This is a genomic window from Micromonospora sp. NPDC057141 (genome assembly GCF_042670805.1).
In the GTDB taxonomy this organism is placed as follows: Bacteria; Actinomycetota; Actinomycetes; order Mycobacteriales; family Micromonosporaceae; genus Micromonospora.
On record NZ_JBHUVA010000033.1, the window covers coordinates 622 to 22,651 of the forward strand.

Consider the following 22,030-nt stretch of genomic DNA (forward strand, 5'->3'; position numbering starts at 1 on the left):
CGGCGTGAGGGTGGTTTCCGTCGCGATGGTGACGCCCGGCAGGGTGGGTTCCGTGGCGGTGACCGCGAGGGTGGTTTCCGTGGGGGTGACCGGCGTGAGGGTGGTTTCCGTTCGGGTCCGCCGCGTGAGGGTGGCTTCCGTGGTGGGGACCGTCCTGAGGGCGGTTTCCGCGGGGGCGATCGTCCTGAGGGTGGTTTCCGTTCTGGCCCGCGTGAGGGTGGTGGTTTCCGCGGGGGCGATCGTCGTGAGGGTGGTTTCGGCGGGGATCGGCGTGAGGGTGGTTTCCGTCGCGATGGTGACGCCCGGCAGGGTGGGTTCCGTGGCGGTGACCGCGAGGGTGGTTTCCGTGGGGGTGACCGGCGCGAGGGTGGTTTCAGTGGTGACCGTCGTGACGGTGGCCCGCGCGAGGGCGGTTTCCGTTCGGGTCCGCCGCGTGAGGGTGGTTTCCGTGGTGGGGACCGTCCTGAGGGCGGTTTTCGCGGGGGCGATCGTCGTGAGGGTGGTTTCGGCGGGGATCGTCGCGAGGGTGGTTTCCGTCGCGATGGTGACGCCCGGCAGGGTGGGTTCCGTGGCGGTGACCGCGAGGGTGGCTTCCGTGGGGGTGACCGGCGCGAGGGCGGCCCGCGCGAGGGCGGCTTCCGCCGCGACGGTGAGTCCCGCGAGCGCGGCTTCCGCGGCGGCGACCGCGAGGGCACCTTCCGCAGCGGCGAGCGCCGTGAGGGTGGCTTCGGCGGAGACCGTCGTGAAGGCGGCTTCCGTTCGGGGCCGCGTGAGGGCGGCTTCCGTGGCGGTGAGGGCCGTGAGGGTGGCTCCCGAGGTGGAGACCGTCGTGAGGGCGGCTTCCGTTCCGGCCCGCGCGAGGGTGGTTTCCGTTCGGGTCCGTCGCGTGAAGGTGGCTTCCGTGGGGGCGACCGGGCCGGTGGTCACGGCGACCGCCCGCGCCGGGACGACCGGCAGGGATTCGAAGACCGGCGTCGGGAAGGCGGCCACGGCGGGGACGCGTCGCGCGACCGTCGGGACGATCGCCGTGACCGTGCCGAGCCGGAGGGAACCGTCGCTCCGTCGCTGCCCGACGAGATCGTCGCGTCCGACCTGGACCAGGCCGTCCGCGCGGAGCTGCTGTCGCTGGCCAAGCCGGTGGCGGATACCGTCGCCCGGCACCTGGTCGCGACCGGCCAGCTGATCGACGAGGACCCGGCGGAGGCGCTGGCGCACGCGCTCGCCGCTCGTCGGCTCGCGTCGCGTATCTCCGCGGTGCGCGAGGCGGTCGGGTTGGCCGCGTACCACGCGGGGGAGTGGCAGACGGCGATCGCCGAGCTGCGTACGTACCACCGGATGACGGGGTCGCAGAGCCACCTGGCTGTGCTCGCCGACTGCGAGCGGGCGCTCGGGCGTCCGGAGCGGGCGATCGACCTGTTCCGGGGGGCTGACCGGGAGAAGCTCGACCAGGCCGTCGCGATCGAGCTGCTGATCGTCGCCGCCGGGGCCCGGGGCGACCTCGGCCAGAAGGACGCGGCCGTGGCCATGCTCCAGGTCCGCGAGCTGACCAACGAGGCGACCGAGCCGTGGGCCGCCCGGCTCCGGTACGCGTACGCCGACGCGCTGCTCGCCGTGGGCCGGCGCGAGGAGGCCCGGGAGTGGTTCTCCCGGGCGGCCGACGTCGACGCCGAGAGCGACACCGACGCCGCCGAGCGGCTGCTCGAACTCGACGGGGTGTTGATCGAGGGCGACGACGCGGACGACGAGCCGGCCGAGGAGATCGCCTCCGGCCCGGGTACGCCGGGTGCGGTGCCCGCCCAGCCGGATGCCGCCCTCACGGGCGGAGCGGACGGCGACACGGACGATCAGGACGCGGCCGAGCTCGACGACGAGGGTGACGACGACGAGGACGGCGCGGACCGGGTCGGGTCGGAGCCGGTGAAGACCGAGCGGGGCGCGGAGTCCGCAGACTCGCCCGAGCCGGGCGCGGACCAGCGGTGACGGCGGACGCCGGGGACCGGCTGGTCGACGGGTACTCGCTGGTCGTCTTCGACCTGGACGGGGTCATCTACCTGATCGATCGGCCGATCCCCGGCGCGGTCGAGGCGGTGGGGCGGTTGCACGCCGAGAGACGGACGGTCGCGTACGCCACCAACAACGCGTCGCGGCGGTCCAGCGAGGTCGCCGACCTGCTCACCGGGATGGGGGTGCCCGCCGGCGCGGACGAGGTGCTCACCTCTGCGGGCGCCGCCGCCGAGCTGCTGGCGGAGCGGTTGCCCGCCGGCTCGCCGGTCCTGGTGGTGGGGGCGGAGGCGTTGCGCGCCGAGATCAGCGCGGCCGGGCTGCGCCCCGTGTCCCGCGTCGACGAGTCCCCCGCCGCCGTCGTGCAGGGCTACGGCCCGCAGGTCGGCTGGGCGGACCTGGCCGAGGCGTCCCTGGCCGTGCGGGCCGGCGCGCAGTGGATCGCCACGAACACCGACCGGACGCTGCCCAGCGGGCGTGGCCCGCTGCCGGGCAACGGGTCGTTGGTGGCCGTGCTGCGGACCGCGTTGGACCGTGACCCGGACGTGGTCGTGGGCAAGCCCGAGCCGGCGCTGTTCGCCACCGCCGCCCGTCGGGCAGGGCAGGGGCGCACCCTCGTGGTGGGCGACCGGCTCGACACCGACATCGAGGGCGCCCGGCGTGCCGGACTGGACAGCCTGCTGGTGCTGACCGGTGTGAGTGACGTGCCCGAACTGCTGGTCGCGCCGGCGGCGCGCCGGCCGACGTACGTCTCGGTCGACCTCGCCGGGCTGTTCGACCCGGCGGCGGTGGTTCGGGTGCCGGGTGCCGCCGAGACGGGCGGCTGGTCGGTGCGCGCGACCGACGGCGACCTGGAATTGACGGGCGCCGGCCGGCCGCTGGACGCCCTGGCCGCGCTCTGCGCCGTCGCGTGGACGGCGGATGCGGGCCCGCAGGTACGCGCGGGTTCGCCGGAGGCCGAAGCGGCCCTGGCCGCCCTCGGCCCGGCCGACTGACTCACCGAGCGGTGGGTGCAGCCCGCGCCGCCGGCCCCGGGTCACTCCCCGGGCTGGTGGCGCGGGCTGCACCCGTCAGGGCCGTCAGAGCAGCTTGCGGAGCTTCATCAGGTCGAACGGGTTCGCCTTGATCGACACCCGACGGGACGTGATCGCCCTGGTCACGTCGAGCTCGCCACGCACCAGGGCGAGCAGGTCGTCGCTGCTGGTGCTCAGTGCGATCTTCGCCTTCGGGTCGTCCCCGTCGGTGAGGTCGAGCAGCCGCCCGTCGGCGAGCCGGCCGTGGAAGGCGGTGTCCAGGTCGGTCACCCGGCAGGCCAGGGTCCGGTCCAGGTCGACCCGCTCCCGCACGGTGTCGGCGTTGCGGTCCAGCCGGGTGGCCAGATCCTGCAACGCCTGCCGGCACTCGTCCACGCTGGCCACTTTGTCTCCTCACGCGCGCCACGTCCGTTTCCCGGCACCGTACCGCAATGGGCGTCGCAGGGCGCCCGGTAGCGTGAGACCCGCAACCCCCACCCCGTGGAAGGACTTCAGGCATGCAGGACGCGTGGCGCGCCTACCTCGGACTGGCCATGGGCCTGACGGAGGCGCCCCGGAAGAAGGCACAGGACGTGGTGCGCCGGGTCGTCGGCTCCGGCGAGGCGACGGCAACCCAGCTCCAGGCCCTCGCCGAGGAACTGGTCTCGACCGGCGCGGCGAACCGGGAGGCGCTGACGAAACTGGTGCGCTTCGAGGTGGACCGCGCGCTCGGCGCGGTCGGGCTGGCGACGGCCGACGAGGTGGCCGAGCTGACCCGCCGGGTGCACGGGCTGGAACGCCAGCTGAGGGAGGCAAGGGCCGGCCTCGCCGAGCCCGCCCCGCAGCCGTCCGGGCCACCCGCGCCGGCGGCGAAGAAGGCCGTGGCCAAGAAGGCCGTGGCCAGGAAGGCCGTGGCCAGGAAGGCCGTGGCCAGGAAGGCCGTCGCGAAGAAGGCCGTCGCGAAGAAGTCGCCCGCCGCGGTGAGCCGCACCGAAGCCGAGGAGGGGGCGGCGGAGCCGGCCCGCCCGGTGAAGAAGGCGCCGGCCCGCAAGCGGCAGCCGGGCGGTGCGGCGTGAGCGTACCCGTGATGGGTCGGGGCCGGCGGTGAGCGGGCCGTTCCGGCCGGGGCCCCCGCCCGACGGCCGGCCCGCGCCGCCACCCGGGCCCCGGCCGGGCCCGCCACCCCGCCCGCTGGCCACCGACGACGACGGGGCCGCCCGGCACCCGGCGGTGGACGCCGCCGTCCAGGCGATGGCGAACGCCGCCTCGCTCTCCCCGGCCGATCAGATCCCGCAGTACGAGGCGGCGTACCAGACGCTGCGGGACACCCTCACCACCATCGACCAGGCCTGACCGACCGGAGATCCACCCCATGGCACGTCGCAACCGGCTCGACGCCGAACTCGTCCGCCGCGGTCTGGCCCGGTCCCGTGAGCAGGCCGCCGCGCTGGTCGAGGCCGGCCGGGTCCGGCTGCGCGGGGTGCCGGCCCGCAAGGCCGCCGCGTTGGTCGACCCCGCAGATCCGCTGCTGGTCACCGGCGCCGACCCCACCTCGGAGTACGTCTCCCGGGGCGGCCACAAACTGGCCGGCGCGCTGGGTGCCTTCGCCCCGGGCGGGCTGCGGGTGTCCGGCCGGCGCTGCCTCGACGCGGGCGCGTCGACCGGCGGCTTCACCGACGTGCTGCTGCGCGCCGACGCGGCCGAGGTGGTCGCCGTCGACGTGGGCTACGGGCAGCTCGCGTGGCCGCTGCGCACCGACGACCGGGTGCGGGTGTTCGAGCGGACCAACGTCCGCACGCTGACCCCGGAGGCGATCGGCGGGGAGGTCGAGCTGACGGTGGCGGACCTGTCGTTCATCTCGCTGCGGCTGGTGCTGCCGGCGCTGGCCGCCTGCACGCGGGCCGAAGGCGACCTGGCGTTGATGGTGAAGCCCCAGTTCGAGGTCGGCAGGGAGCGCGTCGGCGCGGGCGGCGTCGTGCGCGATCCGGCGTTGCGCGCCGAGGCGGTGCTGGACGTGTCGGCGGCGGCCGCCCAGCTCGGGCTGGGGCTTGCCGGCGTGACCGCCAGCCCCCTGCCGGGGCCCAGCGGCAACGTCGAGTTCTTCGTATGGTTACGCCGGGGCGCGCCGATGGCCGACCCGGAGCGGGTGCGGGCCGTTGTGGCGGCCGGCCCGCAGGGCGCGACCCCGTCCGGTGACGCGCCGGACGGGGCCCCGGAGGAGGTGGCAGGGTGAGCGCGAGGAGTGAGCTTGCGAGCCCCGCAGTCGCGAACGGAAGGTGGATCCGTTGAGTCGTACCGCGCTGCTGGTGACGCACACCGGACGGCGTCGCAGCACGGAGCACGCCCGGGCGGTCGCGGCGGACCTGATCGCCGCGGGGTTCGAGGTGCGGGTGGTGGCCGAGGAGGCCGACGACCTGGACCTGCCGGGCGTGGTGCCGGTGACGGGGCTGGAGGCCGCCGAGGGGGCCGAGATCGTCTTCGCCCTGGGCGGCGACGGCACGTTCCTGCGCGCGGCGGAGCTGGCCCGGCCGGCGAAGGTGCCGCTGCTCGGCATCAACCTGGGCAAGGTCGGCTTCCTCGCCGAGGCGGAGATCGACGACCTGGACGTGGCGGTGCGCGACGTGGTGGACCGCAACTACACGGTGGACGAGCGGCTCACCCTCGACGTTACCGCGGAGTTCGACGGTGGTCCGACGATCGAGTCCTGGGCGCTCAACGAGATCAGCGTCGAGAAGGGCGAGCGGGCCCAGATGCTGGAGCTGCTGGTCGACGTGGACGGCCGGCCGCTGTCGCGGTACGGCTGCGACGGCGTGGTCTGCGCGACCCCCACGGGCTCGACGGCGTACGCGTTCTCCGGCGGCGGGCCGGTGGTCTGGCCGGAGGTGGAGGCGTTGCTGCTGGTCCCGATCAGCGCGCACGCGCTGTTCAGCCGGCCGCTGGTGACCGCGCCCACGTCGACGTTCTCGATCACGGTGGACCCGTTCACCACCCTCGCCGTGCTGTGCTGCGACGGCCGCCGCGTCTACGACCTGCCGCCGGGGGCGCAGGTGACGGTGCGGCGGGGCGCGCTGCCGGTGCGGGTGGTGCGGCTGCGGGCCCGGTCGTTCACCGATCGGCTGGTGGCGAAGTTCGGGTTGCCGGTGCACGGCTGGCGGGGCAACCGCAGGTGAGCGACGTCTCCGGGGCGGCCCGGCGGCGTTGGCGGACCGCTGGTCGGCTGGTGCGCCGGCGGGGGTGACGGGCGGGCCGGTCGGTGGACGGTCACCGCGTACCGGCCGTGCCGGCTGGTCAACTGTCGGGGCGCGCGTCTACTGTCGGTTGCTGTGCTGGAAGAGCTGCGCATCACCGGACTGGGCGTCATCGAGGACACCACGCTGCCGTTGGCCGGCGGGATGAACGTCATCACCGGCGAGACCGGTGCGGGCAAGACGATGGTGGTGACCGGCCTCGGCCTGCTCTTCGGGGGCCGGGCCGACGCGGGCCGGGTGCGGGCCCAGCCGGGTCGGGCGGTGGTCGAGGGGCGGCTGCGGCTCGGTGGCCGGGTTGCCGCCGCCGTGCACGCCCGGGTCACCGACGCCGGTGGGGAGCCTGACGACGACGGTTCGCTGCTGCTGAGCCGCACGGTCACCGTGGAGGGTCGCTCCCGGGCGCACCTGGGCGGGCGCGGCATGCCGGTGGCGATGCTGGGCGAGGTCGGCGAGCAGGTGGTGGCGGTCCACGGCCAGTCCGACCAGTTGCGCCTGTTGCGCCCGGCCGAGCAGCGGGCCGCGCTGGACCGGTTCGCCGGGCCGGAGCACGAGAAGCTGCTCGACGCGTTGCGGGAGGCATATTCCCGGTGGCGGGCGGTGGTCGACGATCTGGCCGACCGGCGGCGCAACGCCCGGGCGCGCCATCAGGAGGCCGACCTGCTCCGGTTGGGCCTGGACGAGATCAGCCGGGTGGATCCGCAGCCGGGCGAGGACGACGAGCTGAAGGCCGAGGCGCAGCGCCTGGAGCACGCGGAAGGACTGCGTACGGCGGCGCAGACGGCGTACCAGTGCGTCGCGGGCGGCACCGAGCCGACCGACGAGGCGCCGGACGCCACGGCGCTGCTGGGGTTGGCCCGGCGCACCCTGGAGGCGCAGGCGGGCACCGATCCGGCGCTGGGTGACCTGGCGGCCCGGTTGGAGGAGGCGGCGACCCTGGTGGCCGACGTCTCGGCGGAGCTGTCGGCGTATCTGGCCGCGTTGGACGCGGATCCGGCCCGGTTGCAGGTCGTCTACGAGCGGCGGGCGGCGCTGCGTGCGTTGACCCGCAAGTACGCCGACGACGTCGACGGGGTGGTGGCCTGGGCGGAACGGGCCCGGGTGCGGCTGTCCGATCTGGACACCTCCGACGATCTCCTCGATGAGCTGGGCCGGGAGGCGTCCCGGCTGGCCGGTGAGGTGGCCGAGCTGGCCGGGCGGGTGTCGGTGTCCCGGCAGGAGGCGGCGTCCCGGTTCGCCGAGCAGGTGACCGTCGAGCTGGCGGGGCTGGCGATGCCGCACGCCCGGATCGAGGTGGCGGTGCTGCCCCGGCCGGCGGGCAGGGCGGAGCCGAGCCTGGCGGTCAACGGCGTGGAGGTGGGCGTCGGCCCGGACGGCGGCGACGAGGTGGAGCTGCGGCTGCTGGCCCACCCGGGGGCCCCGTCGCTGCCGTTGCAGCGGGGCGCGTCCGGTGGTGAGCTGTCCCGGGTGATGCTCGCCATCGAGGTGGTCTTCGCGGGCTCGGGTGGCCCGCCGACCCTGGTCTTCGACGAGGTCGACGCGGGCGTCGGCGGCCAGGCGGCGGTGGAGATCGGCCGGCGGTTGGCCCGGCTGGCCCGCAGCCACCAGGTGCTGGTGGTCACCCACCTGCCGCAGGTGGCGGCGTTCGCCGACCGGCACCTGGTGGTGGCGAAGGACACGGGTGGTGCGGTGACCACCAGCGGGGTGCGGGTGGTGGAGGACACCGAGCGGGCCCGGGAGTTGGCCCGGATGCTGGCGGGTTTGCCGGATTCGGATCTGGGTATCGCTCACGCAGAGGAGCTGTTGGCCGTGGCGGCACGCGAAAGGCGGCCGTGACGGCGGGTATTGTGAGCGCGCGCACACCGGCACGCGCTCTGGTGTGCTTCCCTGGGTAGGCGGCCCTGCTCAGGCATGTCGCGACAGAAAAGCCTGCCTCACATGCCAGGATGGTCACGATGCGTCTACCCACGTTGCGCCGGACCCGTAACACCGAGCCGGACACAGTCCTCGGCACCGCGCGCCTCGACCGCCGGACGAAGCGCCTGGTCGGCCGGCTGCGTCCGGGCGACATCGCGGTCATCGACCACGTCGACCTGGACCGGGTGGCGGCCGATTCGCTGGTCGCGGTCGGTGTCGCCGCCGTCCTGAACGCGAAGCCGTCGGTCTCCGGCCGCTATCCGAACCTCGGCCCGGAGGTGCTGGTGACCGCCGGCATCCCGCTCCTGGACGACCTGGGCGAGGGGATCTTCGAGCGGGTCCGGGAGGGCGACACCGTCCGGATCGAGGGCAACACCGTGTTCGTCGGCGGTGAGCCGGTCGCGCACGGCGCGTTGCAGGACGCCGAGTCGGTGGCCAAGGCGATGGCCGACGCCCGCGAGGGGCTGTCGGTGCAGTTGGAGGCGTTCGCCGCCAACACGATGGACTATCTCAGGCAGGAGCGTGACCTGCTCCTCGACGGCGTCGGCGTGCCGGAGATCCAGACCCAGGTCCGGGGCCGGCACTGCCTGATCGTGGTCCGCGGCTACGACTACAAGGCCGACCTGGACGTGCTGCGGCCGTACATCCGGGAGTTCAAGCCGGTGCTGATCGGCGTGGACGGCGGGGCGGACGCGCTGGTAGAGGCCGGCTACACCCCCGACATGATCATCGGGGACATGGACTCGGTGACCGACGACGTGCTGCGCTGCGGCGCCGAGGTGATCGTGCACGCCTACCCCGACGGCCGGGCCCCCGGGCTGCCCCGGGTCACCGGGCTGGGCGTCGAGGCGATCACCTTCCCGGCGGCGGCCACCAGCGAGGACCTGGCCATGCTGCTGGCCGACGAGAAGGGCGCCTCGCTGCTGGTGGCGGTCGGCACGCACGCCACCCTGGTCGAGTTCCTGGACAAGGGCCGGGGCGGGATGGCCTCGACGTTCCTCACCCGGCTCAAGGTCGGCGGGAAGCTGGTGGACGCCAAGGGTGTGAGCCGGCTCTACCGGCAGAGCATCTCCGGTTCCTCGCTGCTGCTGCTGGTCCTGTCGGCGGTGGCGGCGATGGCCTCGGCCGTGGCGGTCTCCACCGTCGGCAAGGCGTACCTGGGCGTGGTCAGCGAATGGTGGAACAATTTCGTGTTCCAGCTCGGCCAGCTCTTCTAGCTCCCCGATCGATCAAGAGGCTGCAAGCGTGATCAACTTCCGTTACCACGTGGTGTCCCTGACCGCGGTCTTCCTGGCGCTGGCCATCGGCCTGGTGGTCGGCACGGCCGCCCTCAACGGCCCGGTCGCCGACTCGCTCAAGGAGCGGGTCAACGGGCTGAGCAAGGACAACCAGCAGATGCGCCAGGCGGTCAACAACATGCAGAAGGAAATCGAGCTGGAGGAGCAGTTCGCCGCCGAGATGGCCCAGGTCTTTCTGCCCGGCAAGCTCACCGACCGCCGCGTGCTGCTGCTCACCCTGCCCAGCGGGCGTGAGCACACCGAGGGCGTGCTCAGGATGCTCCAGACCGCCGGCGCCCAGGTCACCGGCCGGGTCGACCTGCAGGACAAGTTCATCAACCCGGACAACAACAACAACCTGATGGAGCTGGCCGTCACCGCCGCCCGGCCGAGCGCCCCCGCCTCGGGGCTGCCCGGCAACGGGCACGGGGTGGAGACGTCCAGCGCCCTGCTGGCCAGCGTGCTGCTGGACCGCGCCGACGGCACCACCGCGGCCACCGACGCCGACCGCCGGGCGGTGCTGGCGTCGTACAGCAACGCGGGATACCTGACGACCGACGAGAAGGTGACCGGGCCCGCCGAGGCGGTGGTGCTGGTCAGCGGCCAGCCGTACGTGGACAAGGACTCCGCGAAGAAGGACGAGTCGGTGGTCAAGGTCGCCGAGCAGTTCGACCGGACGGGGGCGATCGTGGTGGCCGGCAACGGCTCGGCCGGCGGTAACGTCGTCGCGGTCGTCCGGGGCGACCCGGTGCTGTCGCAGACCATCTCCACCGTCGACGACGCCAACACCACCCAGGGGCAGCTGGTCACCACCCTGGCCCTGGTGCAGCAGCTCGTCGAGAAGAAGGCCGGCCAGTACGGCGTGGGCGACAACGCGTCCTCCCTGCTGCCTAGACTGCCCCAGTGAGCGAACGACGTACCCGGGTGTCCGATCCTCTCCGCCGCGCCTGCGGCGTACCGAACGGGGTGACCGCGTGAGCCTGCTGGGCCGCCTGCTGATCGCCGGGGCCGGTGCCGCCGCCGCCCGGTACGCGCTGCGCGAGGCGCGCAGCTCGCCGGCCGCCCCGGCGCTGGAGCGCACCAACTTCCGGGGCCGCACCGTCACCCTCGCCGCCGGGCCGGCGCTCGCCGCCGGTGCCGCCGCGGCCGGGGCGTTCGGTGCCGCCAGCGCCCCCGCCGGCGCGGCCGCGCTGGTGGCCGGCGTGGGCGGGGGAGCGGTCGGGGTCTACGACGACGTGGCGGGCGCCCGGCCCGAGCAGAAGGCCGCCAAGGGTTTCGCCGGGCACCTCGCCGCGCTGCGCGAGGGCCGGGTCACCGCCGGCCTCGTCAAGATCGTCGGAGTGGGCGCGGCGGGGCTGGCCGCCTCGGCGCTGCTCGCCGCCGACCAGGCGGTCGCCGCCCACCCCCGCCGGCGGCGGCACGGCGCGGTGGGCCGCACCGTGGACGTGCTCCTCGGCGCCGGGGTGATCGCCGGCACCGCCAATCTGATCAACCTGCTGGACCTGCGGCCCGGGCGGGCGCTGAAGTCCGCGCTGCTGCTCGGCGCGCCGCTGACCGGGGGGCCCCATGGCGGGATCGCCGCCGGGGCGGTGGGCGCCGCCGCCGGCCTGCTCCCCGAGGACCTCGACGAGCAGGTGATGGTCGGCGACGGCGGGGCCAACGCGATCGGCGCGGTGCTCGGGGTGGCCCTCGCCGCCCGCACCGGGCCACTGGGGCGGGCCGGCGTGCTCGCCGTGCTCGCCGTGCTCACCGCCGCCAGTGAGAAGGTCAGCTTCACCCAGGTCATCCAGGCCACCCCGGGGCTGCGTGAGCTGGACGCGCTGGGCCGGCGCACCGACTGACGTGCGACGGCCGACCGACGTGCAGACCACCGGCTGACGTGAAGAACCCGGCACCCCTCGCCGGCGCCGGCCGGGTGGCCGGGGCGGCCGCCCTCATCGCCGTGCTCACCGTGGTCGCCCGGCTCGCCGGCTTCGGCCGGACCATGGTGTTCACCTGGACACTGGACTTCAGCGACCTCGGCGACATGTACGTGGTCGCCAACGTCGCGCCGAACATCATCTTCGAGATCGTGGCCGGCGGGGCGCTGGCCAGCCTGGTCGTGCCCCTGCTGGCCGGCCCGGTCGCAGCGGGTGACCGGCGGGCCGTCGGCGCGACCACCGGGGCCCTGCTGACCTGGACGCTGACCCTGCTGGTGCCCCTCGCGGCGCTGGTCGCGCTGCTGGCCGGGCCGATCGTCGAGGCGCTCAGCTCCGGCCGCAGCCCCGCCGAGTTGGCCGCCGGGGCGCGCATGTTGCGGGTCTTCGCCCCCCAGCTGCCGCTCTACGGCGTCGGCATCGTGCTCACCGGGGTGCTCCAGGCGCACCGCCGCTTCGCCTGGCCCGTCATCGCCCCGCTGCTGTCCAGCCTCACCGTGATCGTGGTCTACCTGACCTTCGGCGGCGTCGAGGGACGAGGGGCCACCGTCGCCGGGGTGAGCCGGGGCGGCGAGCTGGTCCTGAGCGGCGGCACCACCCTCGGCGTGGTCGTGCTGTCGCTGTCGCTGCTGATCCCGCTGCGCCGACTCGGCCTGCGGCTGCGCCCCGGCTACGCCTTCGGCGCCGACGCCCGGGCCCGGGTCGGCGGGCTGGCGGCGGCCGGGGCGGTCACCGTGGCCGCCCAGCAGATCGCCCTCGCGGCGGTCGTCAAGGTCGCCTCCGGGGGCCCGACCGGTTCCGTCCAGGCGTTCAACCTGGCCCAGACGATGTACCTGCTGCCCTGGGCGGTGCTGGCGGTGCCCCTCGCGGTCGCCGCGTACCCGACGCTCGCGGCGGCGTCGGCGGCCGGCGACGAACCGGCGTACCGGGACACCCTCGCCACGACCACCCGGGGGGTGCTGCTGTTCAGCTGCCTCGGCGCGGCGGCCCTCGCGGGCACCGCCGCCCCGGTCGCCGCGTTCTTCCGCCCGGCCGACCCGGCCCCGGTCGCCGCCGCGATCGCCGGCTTCGCCCCCGGACTGCTCGGCTACGGGCTGTTCGCGGTGCTCTCCCGCGCCCTCTACGCCCGAGGCGAGACCCGGCCGGCCACCGCGGCCATCACCGCCGGCTGGCTGGCCGTGCCGCTGGCCGTCGTCCCCCTCGCCGCGCTGCTGCCCCGCGCCGACCGGGTGCTCGCGGTGACCCTGGCCAACTCCGCCGGCATGCTGCTGCTCGGTGTCCTGCTGCTCGTCGCGGCGCGCCGCACGGCCGGGCCCGCCGCGCTGGCCGGGGCGGCCCGCGCGGGGGCGGCGGGGCTGCTCGGCGGGGCGCTCGCCGCGCTCGCCGGGGCGGCCACCGCGCATGCCCTGGCCGGGGCCGGGGCCGGCACCCCGACGACACTCGCGGCCCTCGTGCAGGGCATGCTGTCCTCAGCCGTGGTTGGCGTCGTGTTCCTCGCCGTGGCATACCTGGCCGACCGGCGGGACGTGCGGCCGGTGCTCGCCGCCGTGCGCCGCCGGTTGCCCGGTGCGGGCTGGCGAGCCGGGCGCTCCGGCGGGCCTCGGCGGCAGGACGTGGTCGGTCCGGAACGGGGCGACGGGAAGGAGACGGTGTCCGGGTGAGCGTGACGACGGGCGGCCGACCGGGGGTGGCGGTGGACCGGAGGTGGTCGCGGTGACGGGCGCGACACCGGCCGTCGGACGGCACGGCACCGTGGCGCTGCTGCTCGCCTCCAGCACCGGCGGCGTCGGCCAGCACGTCCGCTCCGTCGCACGGGGCCTCGCCGCGGCGGGCGCGGCGGTGCTGGTCTGCGGGCCCGCCGCCGCCGAGGAGCAGTTCGACTTCACCGGCGTGGGAGCCCGCTTCCAGCGGGTCGAGATCCCGGCCAGCCCGACCCCCGCCGACGCCCGGGCCGTCGCCGCGCTTCGCCGCGTGCTGGCCACCGAGACCGAACCGGTCGCCGTCGTGCACGCGCACGGGCTGCGTGCCGGCCTCGTCGCCGTCCTCGCCCGGCCGGCCGCCCCACTCGTGGTCACCTGGCACAACGCGGTCCTCGCCCGGGGGTTGCGCGGCGGGCTGTCCCGGCTGGCCGAGCGGGTCGTCGCCCGGGGAGTCCGGGTCGCCCTCGGCGCAAGCGCCGACCTGGTCGAGCGGGCCGCCGACCTCGGCGCCGCCGACGCCCGGCTCGCTCCGGTCGCCGCGCCGGCGCTGCCCGCGCCGCGTCGCCGCCGGGCCGCCGTCCGCGCCGAGTTCGGGGCCGCCGACGGCCAACCGCTGATCCTCTCCGTCGGCCGGCTGCACCCCCAGAAGCGGTACGACGTGCTGGTCGACGCCGCCGCCCGGTGGCGCCGCCGGACCCCGCCGCCCGTCGTGGTGATCGCCGGCAGCGGCCCGGCGTACCTGCCCCTCGCCGCCCGGATCTCCGCCGCCCGGGCCCCGGTCACCCTGCTCGGGCACCGCACCGACGTGGCCGACCTGCTAGCCGGCGCCGACCTGGCCGTGGTGACCAGCGACTGGGAGGCCCGCCAACTGTTCGCGCAGGAGGCGCTGCGGGCCGGCGTACCGCTGGTGGCGACCGCCGTCGGCGGCCTGCCGGAGCTGGTCGGCGACGCCGCCGTGCTGGTGCCCGCAGCCGACGTGGACGCGGTCGACGCGGCCGTGCGCGACCTGCTCGACGACCCCGACCGGCGGGCCGAGCTGGGTCGCTCCGGGGCCGCGCGGGCGGCGACGTGGCCCACCGAGGCGGACACCGTCGCCGAGCTGGCGGCGCTCTACGCGGAGCTGGCCGGGGACACCAGCGGCCCGGCCGCCCCCGGCACGGACGCCCCGTCGACGGGACGCCGGTGATGCTGCGCGCACTGAAACCGGTGCTGCTGCGCAGGCTGCCGCCGGTCCTGCTGACCGTGCTGGTCGTGGTGCTCGGGGTGACCGCCCTCGCCGCCCGGCCCGCCACCGAGGCGCCCGGGCGCACCGCCGACTTCGTGGTGCTCGTCGGGGTGGCCGGCCTGCGCTGGGACGACGTCGACCCGCAGACCACCCCGACGTTGTGGCGGATGGCCGAGCAGGGCTCGATCGGCTCCCTGTCGGTGCGCTCGGCCCACCGGCCCACCTGCCCCGTCGACGGCTGGCTGACCCTGGGCGCCGGGAATTTCGCCGCCTGGAACGGCAGCCGGGGCGGCGGCGGGTGCCCGTCGGCCGGGGTGACCGTCGAGCAGCCCGACGGCATCGGCGCGAACCTGCCCGACCAGGAGAGCGTGGTGCAGCACAACCAGCAGCGCCTGCCCTGGGGCGCGGTGCCCGGCTCGCTGGCGGAGTCGGTGCGCTGCTCGGTCGCCGTCGGTCCCGGCGCGGCGGTGGCCGCCGCCCGCCCGTTCGGCCGGGTCGACCGGTATGCCTCGGCGCTGCCCGACGACCCGGCCCCGCTGCTCGGCTCCTGCGTGCTGAGCATCGTCGACCTCGGCACCGTCGCCGGTGCCGACCGGGCGGCCCGGGCCGAGCAGGCCCGCCGGGCCGACGCCGACCTGGCCCGGGTCCTCGCCGGCCGGCCCCCGCGCTCCCTGGTGCTGGTGGCCGGGATCTCCGATACCGACCTGCCGTCCCGGCTGCACGTCGCCGTCGCCGACGGGCCCGGCTGGGAACGGGGCTGGCTCACCTCGCCGACCACCGGCCGGGAGGGCTACCTGCAACTGGTCGACCTGGCGCCGACCGCGCTCGCCGCGCTCGGCCGGCCGATGCCCGAGCGGCTGTTCCTCGGCCGGCCCGCCCGCACCGTCGGCGGACGCCCGGCGGACCTGCCCGCCGCGATCGCCGCGCCGGCCGACGCCGATCGGGAGGCCGCCGCCCAGCGGCGGGTCGCCGGCTGGTTCTTCGCCCTGCTCGCCGGCGCGCAGGTGGTGCTGGCCGTGGCAGTGCTGCCGCTGCTGCGTCGCGCCCGCCGGCACGCCGGGCCCGTCGGCCCGGCGCCGGTGCCCCGGCGGGTGGTGGCCGCGGTCGAACTGCTGCTGATCGCCGTCGCCCTCGCGGTGCCGGCGGCCCTGCTCGCCGACGTGGTGCCGTGGTGGCGCGGCGACCACGCCGGCTGGTGGTTCGCGGCGACCACCGTGCTGGTGTTGGTCGGTGCGACCGCCGCCGTCCGGTTCGCCCCCGGGCACGACGCGACGCTCGGGCCGCTGGGCGCGGTCGCCGGCCTGGCCACCCTCGTGGTCGCCGCCGACGTGCTCACCGGGTCGCGGTTGCAGCTCAACGGGGTGGCCGGCTACTCGGCCCTGGAAGGCGGCCGGTTCTCCGGCCTGGGCACCGTCGGGCTCGGCGTGTTCGTCGCCGGGTCGCTGCTGTGCGCCGGCTGGCTGGCCCAGCGGGTCCACCGCCGGTGGCGGCCCATGGTGGTCGTCGCCGTCGGCGGGGCCGCCGTGGTGGTGGTGGGCAGCCCCTACCTCGGCGGGGACTCCATCGGTGCCATCGCGCTGACGGCCGGGGTGAGCGTGGCCGCCGCGATCAGCACCGGTGGCTGGCTGACGGTCAGCCGGCTGGTATGGGCGGGCATGGCGGGGCTGGCGGTCACGATCGGCTTCGCGGTGCTCGACCTGCGCCGGCCGGCGACCGAGCGGGGCAGCCTCGGCCGGTTCCTGGCCGCCCTCGGCGACGGCACCGGCGGGCTGACCGTCCACCGGTCCAGCACCGCCAACTTCGAGACCCTGGTCAACAGCCCGCTCACGGTGCTGGCCCTGGCGGGTGCCCTGCTGGTCTGGTTCGCGCTGCTCCAGCCGTGGGGTGGGCTGATGCGGCTGTTCGGGATCTACCCTGCGATGCGGGCGGCGATGGCGGGCACGGGGGTGGCCGCCGGCCTCGGCGGGGTGCTCGAGGGCTCCGCGCTCGACGTGGCCGGCGCCGCCGGTGCGCTGGTGGTGCCGATGGCGGCGCTCGCGGCGCTGCGGGTGCTCGACCACTCCACCGACCGGACCCAGCCGGGCGACGGCGGCCCCGCCAACGGCCGGCTCGGCGTCGCCCCGCCGGGCGGCCCCGACGGTCCCGGGGCCGGCGGCGGGACCGGGACCGGCGACGGGACCACGCCGCCGGCCGGCGACCCGCACCCCGCGCCGCCGGCCGACGCGGGCGCGGGCAGCGGTGGGGACGCACCGGACCGGGCACCCGACCGGGCCGCCCGCGCATCGACGGGGGCCGCGGCGGCCTGACCCGGTGCGCCGCCCGGCCGGGCGACCTCGGGTGCGGCCTGCGGGCCCGGCCCGGGGAGGTGTTAGCGTGGAGTCCCGTGGATCGCGTGATCATTTGGCCCGCAGCCGGCACGGCTGGCTGTTCGGCACTGATCGGCACGGCGGTCTGCACGACCGCGACGGACGACACGGGAGCAGGCCTTGGCCCCTTCAGCACGGACGACCAGGCACATTTTCGTCACCGGGGGCGTGGCCTCCTCGTTGGGTAAGGGCCTCACCGCCTCCAGCCTCGGCAACCTCCTCTCGGCCCGGGGGCTGCGCGTGGTGATGCAGAAGCTGGACCCGTACCTCAACGTCGACCCGGGGACGATGAACCCGTTCCAGCACGGCGAGGTCTTCATCACCGAGGACGGCGCCGAGACCGACCTCGACGTCGGGCACTACGAGCGGTTCCTCGACCGGGACCTGTCCGGCAAGGCGAACGTCACCACCGGCCAGATCTACTCCGACGTGATCGCCAAGGAGCGGCGCGGGGAATACCTGGGCGACACCGTCCAGGTGATCCCGCACATCACCAACGAGATCAAGGCCCGCATCCTCGGCATGGCCGACCCGGACGCCGAGGGCCAGATCCCGGACGTGGTGATCACCGAGGTCGGCGGCACCGTCGGCGACATCGAGTCGCTGCCGTTCCTGGAGGCGATCCGCCAGGTCCGCCACGACCTGGGCCGGGACAACTGCTTCTACCTGCACGTCTCGCTGGTGCCATACCTCGCCCCGTCGGGCGAGCTGAAGACCAAGCCCACCCAGCACTCGGTGGCGCAGCTGCGCAGCATCGGCATCCAGCCCGACGCGCTGGTGCTGCGCTGCGACCGGGAGATCCCGGAGAAGGTCAAGGTCAAGCTGTCGCTCTACTGCGACGTGGACACCGAGGCGGTCGTCGCCGCCCCGGACGCGCCGAGCATCTACGACATCCCGAAGGTGCTGCACCGCGAGGGCCTCGACGCGTACGTGGTGCGCCGCCTCGGCCTGTCCTTCCGCGACGTGGACTGGGCCAGCTGGGACGACCTGCTCGACCGGGTGCACCAGCCCCGGCACACCGTCACGGTGGCGGTGGTCGGCAAGTACGTCGACCTGCCCGACGCGTATCTGTCGGTCAGCGAGGCGATCCGGGCCGCCGGCTTCGGCCACCGGGCCCGGGTGCAGCTGCGCTGGGTGCCCAGCGACGACTGCGTCACCCCGATCGGCGCGGCGGCGGCCCTGGCCGGCGTGGACGGCATCGTCATCCCCGGCGGCTTCGGCGTACGCGGCATCGAGGGCAAGATCGGCACCGCCCGGTACGCCCGGGAGAACGGCGTACCGCTGCTCGGCCTCTGCCTCGGCCTGCAGTGCATGACCATCGAGGTGGCCCGGCACCTGGCCGGCCTGCACGGGGCGAACTCCCTCGAGTTCGACTCCGAGGCCACGCACCCGGTCATCGCCACCATGGCCGACCAGGAGGACATCGTCGCCGGCCGGGGCGACCTGGGCGGCACCATGCGGCTGGGGGCGTACCCGGCGCGGCTGGCCGAGGGGTCGATCGTCGCCGAGGCGTACGGCGTCGCCGAGGTCAGCGAGCGGCACCGGCACCGGTACGAGGTGAACAACGCCTACCGCGACCAGCTCACCAAGGCGGGGCTGCACATCTCCGGCACCTCCCCGGACGGCCGGCTCGTCGAGTTCGTCGAGCTCGACCGCGACCTGCACCCGTTCTTCGTGGCCACCCAGGCGCACCCTGAGCTGAAGAGCCGCCCGACCCGGCCACACCCGCTGTTCGCGGCGTTCGTGAAGGCCGCCGTCGCCTACTCCGAGGCCGACCAGCTCCCGGTCGACCTGGACGCCGTCGGCGTCGCGGCGGAGGCGGCGAGCCGGGCCGACCGCAACGGCGGCGCGACCGCCGGGCGCGAGACGGCATCGGCGTCGTGAGCGCCGTCGAGCACCGCTACGAGGTGACCGACCGGCGGGAACACTACGCCGGGCGGATCTTCTCCGTGGTCACCGACGAGGTCACCATGCCCGGCGGGGGCACCGCCGCCCGCGACTACGTCCGGCACGTCGGCGCGGTCGCCGTCGTGGCCCTCGACGACGCCGGCCAGGTGGTGCTCATCCGGCAGTACCGGCACCCGGCCGGCCGGCACCTGTGGGAGCTGCCCGCCGGGCTGATGGACGTCACCGGCGAGGACCTGGCCGCCGCCGCGGCCCGGGAACTGGCCGAGGAGGCCGACCTCACCGCCGGCACCATCGACGTGCTGGTCGACCTGCACAGCTCGCCCGGCTTCTCCGACGAGGTCGTCCGGGTCTTCCTGGCCCGGGACCTCGCCGACGTGCCCGCCGGGCAGCGCCACGAGCGCAGCGAGGAGGAGGCCGACCTCCAGGTGGTCCGGGTGGACCTCGACGAGGCGGTGCGGATGGTGCTGGCCGGCGAGATCACCAACGCCTCCGCCGTGGCGGGGGTGCTCGCCGCCGCCCGTGCCCGGGACGTCGGCTGGTCGGCGCTGCGCCGCCTGGACGCGCCGCTGCCGCGCTGAGCCGGGCCGACCGGCGCCCTGGCGAAGGTCAGCGGCGGGCGGACGGGGTGTGACGACGGAGGGGCCGTGCGGCGAACCGCACGGCCCCTTCGGGGTGTGGTGGAGATCAGTCGCGCAGCGGGCGACCCTGCCCGTCGACGCCGCCGTTGACCAGGATCAGGATGCCGTCGATGGTGCCCCAGAGGGCGCCGAAGCCGCAGGTGACCAGGGTCACCACGAGCTGGAGCACGCCTGTCTTGGTGTCGCCCATGTAGAACCGCCCGACGCCGAAGCCGCCGAGGAGGATGCCGAGAATGCCCGCGACGACCTTGCTCTTGTCGGAGACGCCCTGCGGGTACTGCTGGTGAGGAGTGGTCATGGGGCGAAACGATAGTGATCGACTCGCGTCCTGTCCGCAGCGGCACCCCACCGGTGGGACGATGGGAGGCGAACACTGTCGGAACGGCCGATCCGCTCTCCACCACCGGCCCGGTCGACGCCTGACACATCGTCAGCACCCCCGGGCACGGAATGGCACAGTGTCGGCGCCGCGTAACGGGCGGCCCGCCTAGACTGCCGCCGGCGGGACGGTGGACCGCGGCGGCAACGGGGCCGCCGCGCACCGGGCGGTCGGGGCGGGACGGCCCCGGAGAGAGGTGTCTGCATCGTGAAGGTCGGAATCCCTCGCGAGGTCAAGAACCACGAATACCGCGTGGCCATCACGCCCGCGGGCGTCAACGAGTTCACCCGCAACGGCCACCAGGTCTTCGTCGAGTCCGGCGCCGGTGTCGGGTCGAGCATCGCCGACGACGAGTTCGCCGCGGCCGGCGCGAAGATCCTGGCCACCGCCGACGAGGTGTGGGCGACCGCCGAGCTGGTACTCAAGGTCAAGGAGCCGGTCACCGAGGAATACCACCGCATGCGCCCCGGGCAGGTGCTCTTCACCTACCTGCATCTGGCCGCGTCCAAGGAGTGCACCGACGCGCTGGTCGACCGGAGGGTCACCGGCATCGCGTACGAGACCGTGGAGCTGCCCGACCGGTCGCTGCCGCTGCTCGCCCCGATGTCCGAGGTGGCCGGCCGGCTCGCCCCGCAGGTCGGCGCGTACCACCTGCAGCGGCAGGGCGGCGGGCGCGGCATCCTGATGGGCGGCGTCTCCGGCGTGTACGCGGCGAAGACCGTGGTCATCGGCGCGGGCGTGTCCGGCATGAACGCCGCCGCGATCGCGCTCGGCCTGCAGGCGGAGGTGCTGCTGCTGGACAAGAACGTGGCCCGGCTGCGCCAGGCCGACGCCATCTACCGGGGCCACCTGCAGACGGTCGCCTCCAACGCGTACGAGATCGAACGGGCGGTGCTCGACGCGGACCTGGTCATCGGCGCGGTCCTCGTCCCCGGCGCGAAGGCCCCGACGCTGATCTCCAACGAGCTGGTCTCCCGGATGAAGCCGGGCAGCGTGCTCGTCGACATCTCCATCGACCAGGGTGGCTGCTTCGAGGACTCCCGGCCCACCACCCACGCCGAGCCGACGTACCGGGTGCACGACACGATCTTCTACTGCGTGGCGAACATGCCCGGCGCGGTGCCGCACACCAGCACCTACGCGCTGACCAACGTGACCCTGCCGTACGCGCTGGAGCTGGCCAACCAGGGTTGGCGTGAGGCGCTGCGCCGCGACCCGGCCCTGGCGCTGGGCCTGAACACCCACGACGGGCAGGTCGTCTACGGGCCGGTCGCCGAGGCGCACGGCATGCCGACCCTGCCCCTGGCCGAGGTGCTGGCCTGACCGGGCAGCAGCGCACCGGGGCACCGGAGGGGGCCGGCGCGGAACCCTCGCCGGCCCTGCGCCGCGCCCTGCACGGCTACCTCGACCACCTCACCGTCGAGCGTGGCCTGTCCGCGAACACCCTCGCCTCGTACCGTCGGGACCTGGACCGCTACCTCGCCACCCTCGCCGACGCCGGGATCGCCGACCTCGCCTCGGTCGGCGCCGGCGCCGTCGAGTCGCACCTGGCCCGGCTGCGCGCCGGCGACGACGGCCGCCCGCCCCTGGCGGTCTCCTCCGCCGCCCGGGCGGCGTCGGCCGTGCGCGGGCTGCACCGCTTCGCCCTGCGCGAGGGGCTGGCCGGCGCCGACCCGAGCCGCGACGTCCGACCGCCCGCCCCGCCGCGCCGGCTGCCCCGGGCGCTCGCCGTCGACGCGGTGGTGCGGCTGCTGGAGACCGCCGGCGCGGTGACCACCGCCGGCGACGGCGCGCCCCTCGCGCTGCGCGACCGGGCGTTGCTGGAGTTCCTGTACGGTACCGGCGCGCGGATCTCCGAGGCCGTCGGCGCGGCGATCGACGACCTCGACGGCCTGGACGGCGGCGAGGCGACGGTGCTGCTGCGCGGCAAGGGCGGCCGGACCCGCCTCGTGCCGGTCGGCGGGTACGCCGTCGAGGCGCTGCGCGCCTGGCTGGTGCGCGGCCGACCGGCCCTGGTGGCCGCCGGCCGGGGCACCCCGGCGGTGTTCGTCAACGCACGCGGGGGCGCCCTGACCCGGCAGGGGGCCTGGACGATCCTGCGGCGGGCCGCCGAGCGGGCCGGGCTGCCGGTGGACGGGGCGAACGCCGTCTCCCCGCACACCCTGCGCCACTCGTACGCCACCCACCTGCTCGACGGCGGGGCCGACGTGCGGGTGGTGCAGGAGTTGCTCGGCCACGCCTCGGTGACCACCACCCAGGTCTACACGCTGGTCACCGTGGAGCGGCTGCGCGAGGTGTACGCCACCGCCCATCCCCGGGCCCGTGGCTGACCGCGCGTGACGCGTCGACCGGACCTGCCCGCCGGGGACCGGCCGGTCGGGGCCGACACGCCGTACCGGTGCCGAACGCCCTGCTGATCGGTGGCGTACAGTCGGCATGGCGCGG

Annotated in this window: 20 protein-coding genes; 17 read left to right on the plus strand and 3 right to left on the minus strand. The window is 75.5% G+C overall.

The window, feature by feature from the left end:
* The coding region (locus tag ACFT41_RS18050) for a hypothetical protein (RefSeq protein ID WP_377613918.1) at window positions 1–1,161 on the minus strand (1,161 nt) is incomplete at its 3' end.
* Between ACFT41_RS18050 and ACFT41_RS18055 the strand changes: the two genes are divergently transcribed.
* Together ACFT41_RS18055 and ACFT41_RS18060 are read left to right on the plus strand one after the other, a co-directional pair.
* Window positions 1,138–1,980, plus strand: coding sequence for a Replicase polyprotein 1ab (locus ACFT41_RS18055; protein ID WP_377589613.1), 843 nt, complete (start codon window positions 1,138–1,140; stop codon window positions 1,978–1,980). The genes ACFT41_RS18050 and ACFT41_RS18055 overlap by 24 nt on opposite strands.
* Window positions 1,977–2,996 (plus strand): HAD-IIA family hydrolase, encoded by a 1,020-nt coding sequence (locus ACFT41_RS18060; protein WP_377589614.1) that lies wholly within the window; start codon window positions 1,977–1,979, stop codon window positions 2,994–2,996. Before ACFT41_RS18055 ends, ACFT41_RS18060 begins: the two co-directional genes overlap by 4 nt.
* 84 nt (window positions 2,997–3,080) lie before the next feature.
* On the opposite strand, the gene ACFT41_RS18065 is transcribed toward ACFT41_RS18060, so the two are convergent.
* On the minus strand, window positions 3,081–3,419 hold the full coding sequence (locus ACFT41_RS18065; RefSeq protein WP_377589615.1) for an SCP2 sterol-binding domain-containing protein: 339 nt from the start codon (window positions 3,417–3,419) through the stop codon (window positions 3,081–3,083).
* Window positions 3,420–3,532: 113 nt separating this feature from the next.
* Here ACFT41_RS18065 and ACFT41_RS18070 point away from each other — a divergent pair, with 113 nt between their 5' ends.
* The 13 genes from ACFT41_RS18070 to ACFT41_RS18130 all read left to right on the plus strand — a co-directional run bounded on the left by ACFT41_RS18070 (window position 3,533) and on the right by ACFT41_RS18130 (window position 19,146).
* Window positions 3,533–4,090 carry a phasin family protein gene (locus ACFT41_RS18070; RefSeq protein ID WP_377589616.1) on the plus strand — a complete coding sequence of 186 codons (558 nt, stop codon included), beginning with the start codon at window positions 3,533–3,535 and terminating at the stop codon, window positions 4,088–4,090.
* A 28-nt stretch (window positions 4,091–4,118) separates the two neighbouring features.
* Window positions 4,119–4,367: a hypothetical protein gene (locus tag ACFT41_RS18075; RefSeq protein ID WP_377589617.1), complete on the plus strand. Its 249-nt coding sequence runs from the start codon at window positions 4,119–4,121 to the stop codon at window positions 4,365–4,367.
* A 19-nt stretch (window positions 4,368–4,386) separates the two neighbouring features.
* Complete coding sequence (locus ACFT41_RS18080; protein ID WP_377589618.1) at window positions 4,387–5,247, plus strand: TlyA family RNA methyltransferase; 861 nt, start codon at window positions 4,387–4,389, stop codon at window positions 5,245–5,247.
* 52 nt (window positions 5,248–5,299) lie between these two features.
* Window positions 5,300–6,184 carry an NAD kinase gene (locus ACFT41_RS18085; protein WP_377589619.1) on the plus strand — a complete coding sequence of 295 codons (885 nt, stop codon included), beginning with the start codon at window positions 5,300–5,302 and terminating at the stop codon, window positions 6,182–6,184.
* Window positions 6,185–6,337: 153 nt separating this feature from the next.
* The gene (recN, locus tag ACFT41_RS18090) at window positions 6,338–8,095 is read left to right on the plus strand and encodes a DNA repair protein RecN (RefSeq protein ID WP_377589620.1); all 1,758 of its coding nucleotides are present in this window, start codon (window positions 6,338–6,340) and stop codon (window positions 8,093–8,095) included.
* Window positions 8,096–8,214: 119 nt separating this feature from the next.
* Complete coding sequence (gene steA, locus ACFT41_RS18095) at window positions 8,215–9,393, plus strand: putative cytokinetic ring protein SteA (RefSeq protein ID WP_377589621.1); 1,179 nt, start codon at window positions 8,215–8,217, stop codon at window positions 9,391–9,393.
* 28 nt (window positions 9,394–9,421) lie between these two features.
* Window positions 9,422–10,360 carry a copper transporter gene (locus tag ACFT41_RS18100; RefSeq protein ID WP_377589622.1) on the plus strand — a complete coding sequence of 313 codons (939 nt, stop codon included), beginning with the start codon at window positions 9,422–9,424 and terminating at the stop codon, window positions 10,358–10,360.
* 67 nt (window positions 10,361–10,427) lie between these two features.
* Window positions 10,428–11,294, plus strand: coding sequence for a hypothetical protein (locus ACFT41_RS18105; RefSeq protein WP_377589623.1), 867 nt, complete (start codon window positions 10,428–10,430; stop codon window positions 11,292–11,294).
* A gap of 38 nt (window positions 11,295–11,332) precedes the next feature.
* Window positions 11,333–13,030 (plus strand): murein biosynthesis integral membrane protein MurJ, encoded by a 1,698-nt coding sequence (gene murJ / locus ACFT41_RS18110; protein WP_377613919.1) that lies wholly within the window; start codon window positions 11,333–11,335, stop codon window positions 13,028–13,030.
* Window positions 13,031–13,082: 52 nt separating this feature from the next.
* Complete coding sequence (locus ACFT41_RS18115; protein WP_377587911.1) at window positions 13,083–14,255, plus strand: glycosyltransferase family 4 protein; 1,173 nt, start codon at window positions 13,083–13,085, stop codon at window positions 14,253–14,255.
* A gap of 23 nt (window positions 14,256–14,278) precedes the next feature.
* Window positions 14,279–16,600, plus strand: a complete 2,322-nt coding sequence (locus ACFT41_RS18120; RefSeq protein WP_377613922.1) for a hypothetical protein — start codon at window positions 14,279–14,281, stop codon at window positions 16,598–16,600.
* A 180-nt stretch (window positions 16,601–16,780) separates the two neighbouring features.
* Entirely contained in the window at window positions 16,781–18,544 is a 1,764-nt protein-coding gene (locus tag ACFT41_RS18125) for a CTP synthase (RefSeq protein ID WP_377587910.1), read from the plus strand.
* Window positions 18,541–19,146, plus strand: a complete 606-nt coding sequence (locus ACFT41_RS18130) for an NUDIX domain-containing protein (protein WP_377587909.1) — start codon at window positions 18,541–18,543, stop codon at window positions 19,144–19,146. Before ACFT41_RS18125 ends, ACFT41_RS18130 begins: the two co-directional genes overlap by 4 nt.
* 106 nt (window positions 19,147–19,252) lie before the next feature.
* Here the strand turns inward: ACFT41_RS18130 and ACFT41_RS18135 are convergent, their stop codons facing one another.
* Entirely contained in the window at window positions 19,253–19,567 is a 315-nt protein-coding gene (locus ACFT41_RS18135; protein ID WP_377587917.1) for a TM2 domain-containing protein, read from the minus strand.
* A 225-nt stretch (window positions 19,568–19,792) separates the two neighbouring features.
* Between ACFT41_RS18135 and ald the strand changes: the two genes are divergently transcribed.
* Window positions 19,793–20,908, plus strand: a complete 1,116-nt coding sequence (gene ald / locus ACFT41_RS18140) for an alanine dehydrogenase (RefSeq protein WP_377587908.1) — start codon at window positions 19,793–19,795, stop codon at window positions 20,906–20,908.
* Window positions 20,905–21,915 (plus strand): site-specific tyrosine recombinase XerD, encoded by a 1,011-nt coding sequence (locus ACFT41_RS18145; protein WP_377587916.1) that lies wholly within the window; start codon window positions 20,905–20,907, stop codon window positions 21,913–21,915. The genes ald and ACFT41_RS18145 overlap by 4 nt, the downstream gene beginning before the upstream one ends.
* Window positions 21,916–22,030 lie beyond the last annotated feature (115 nt).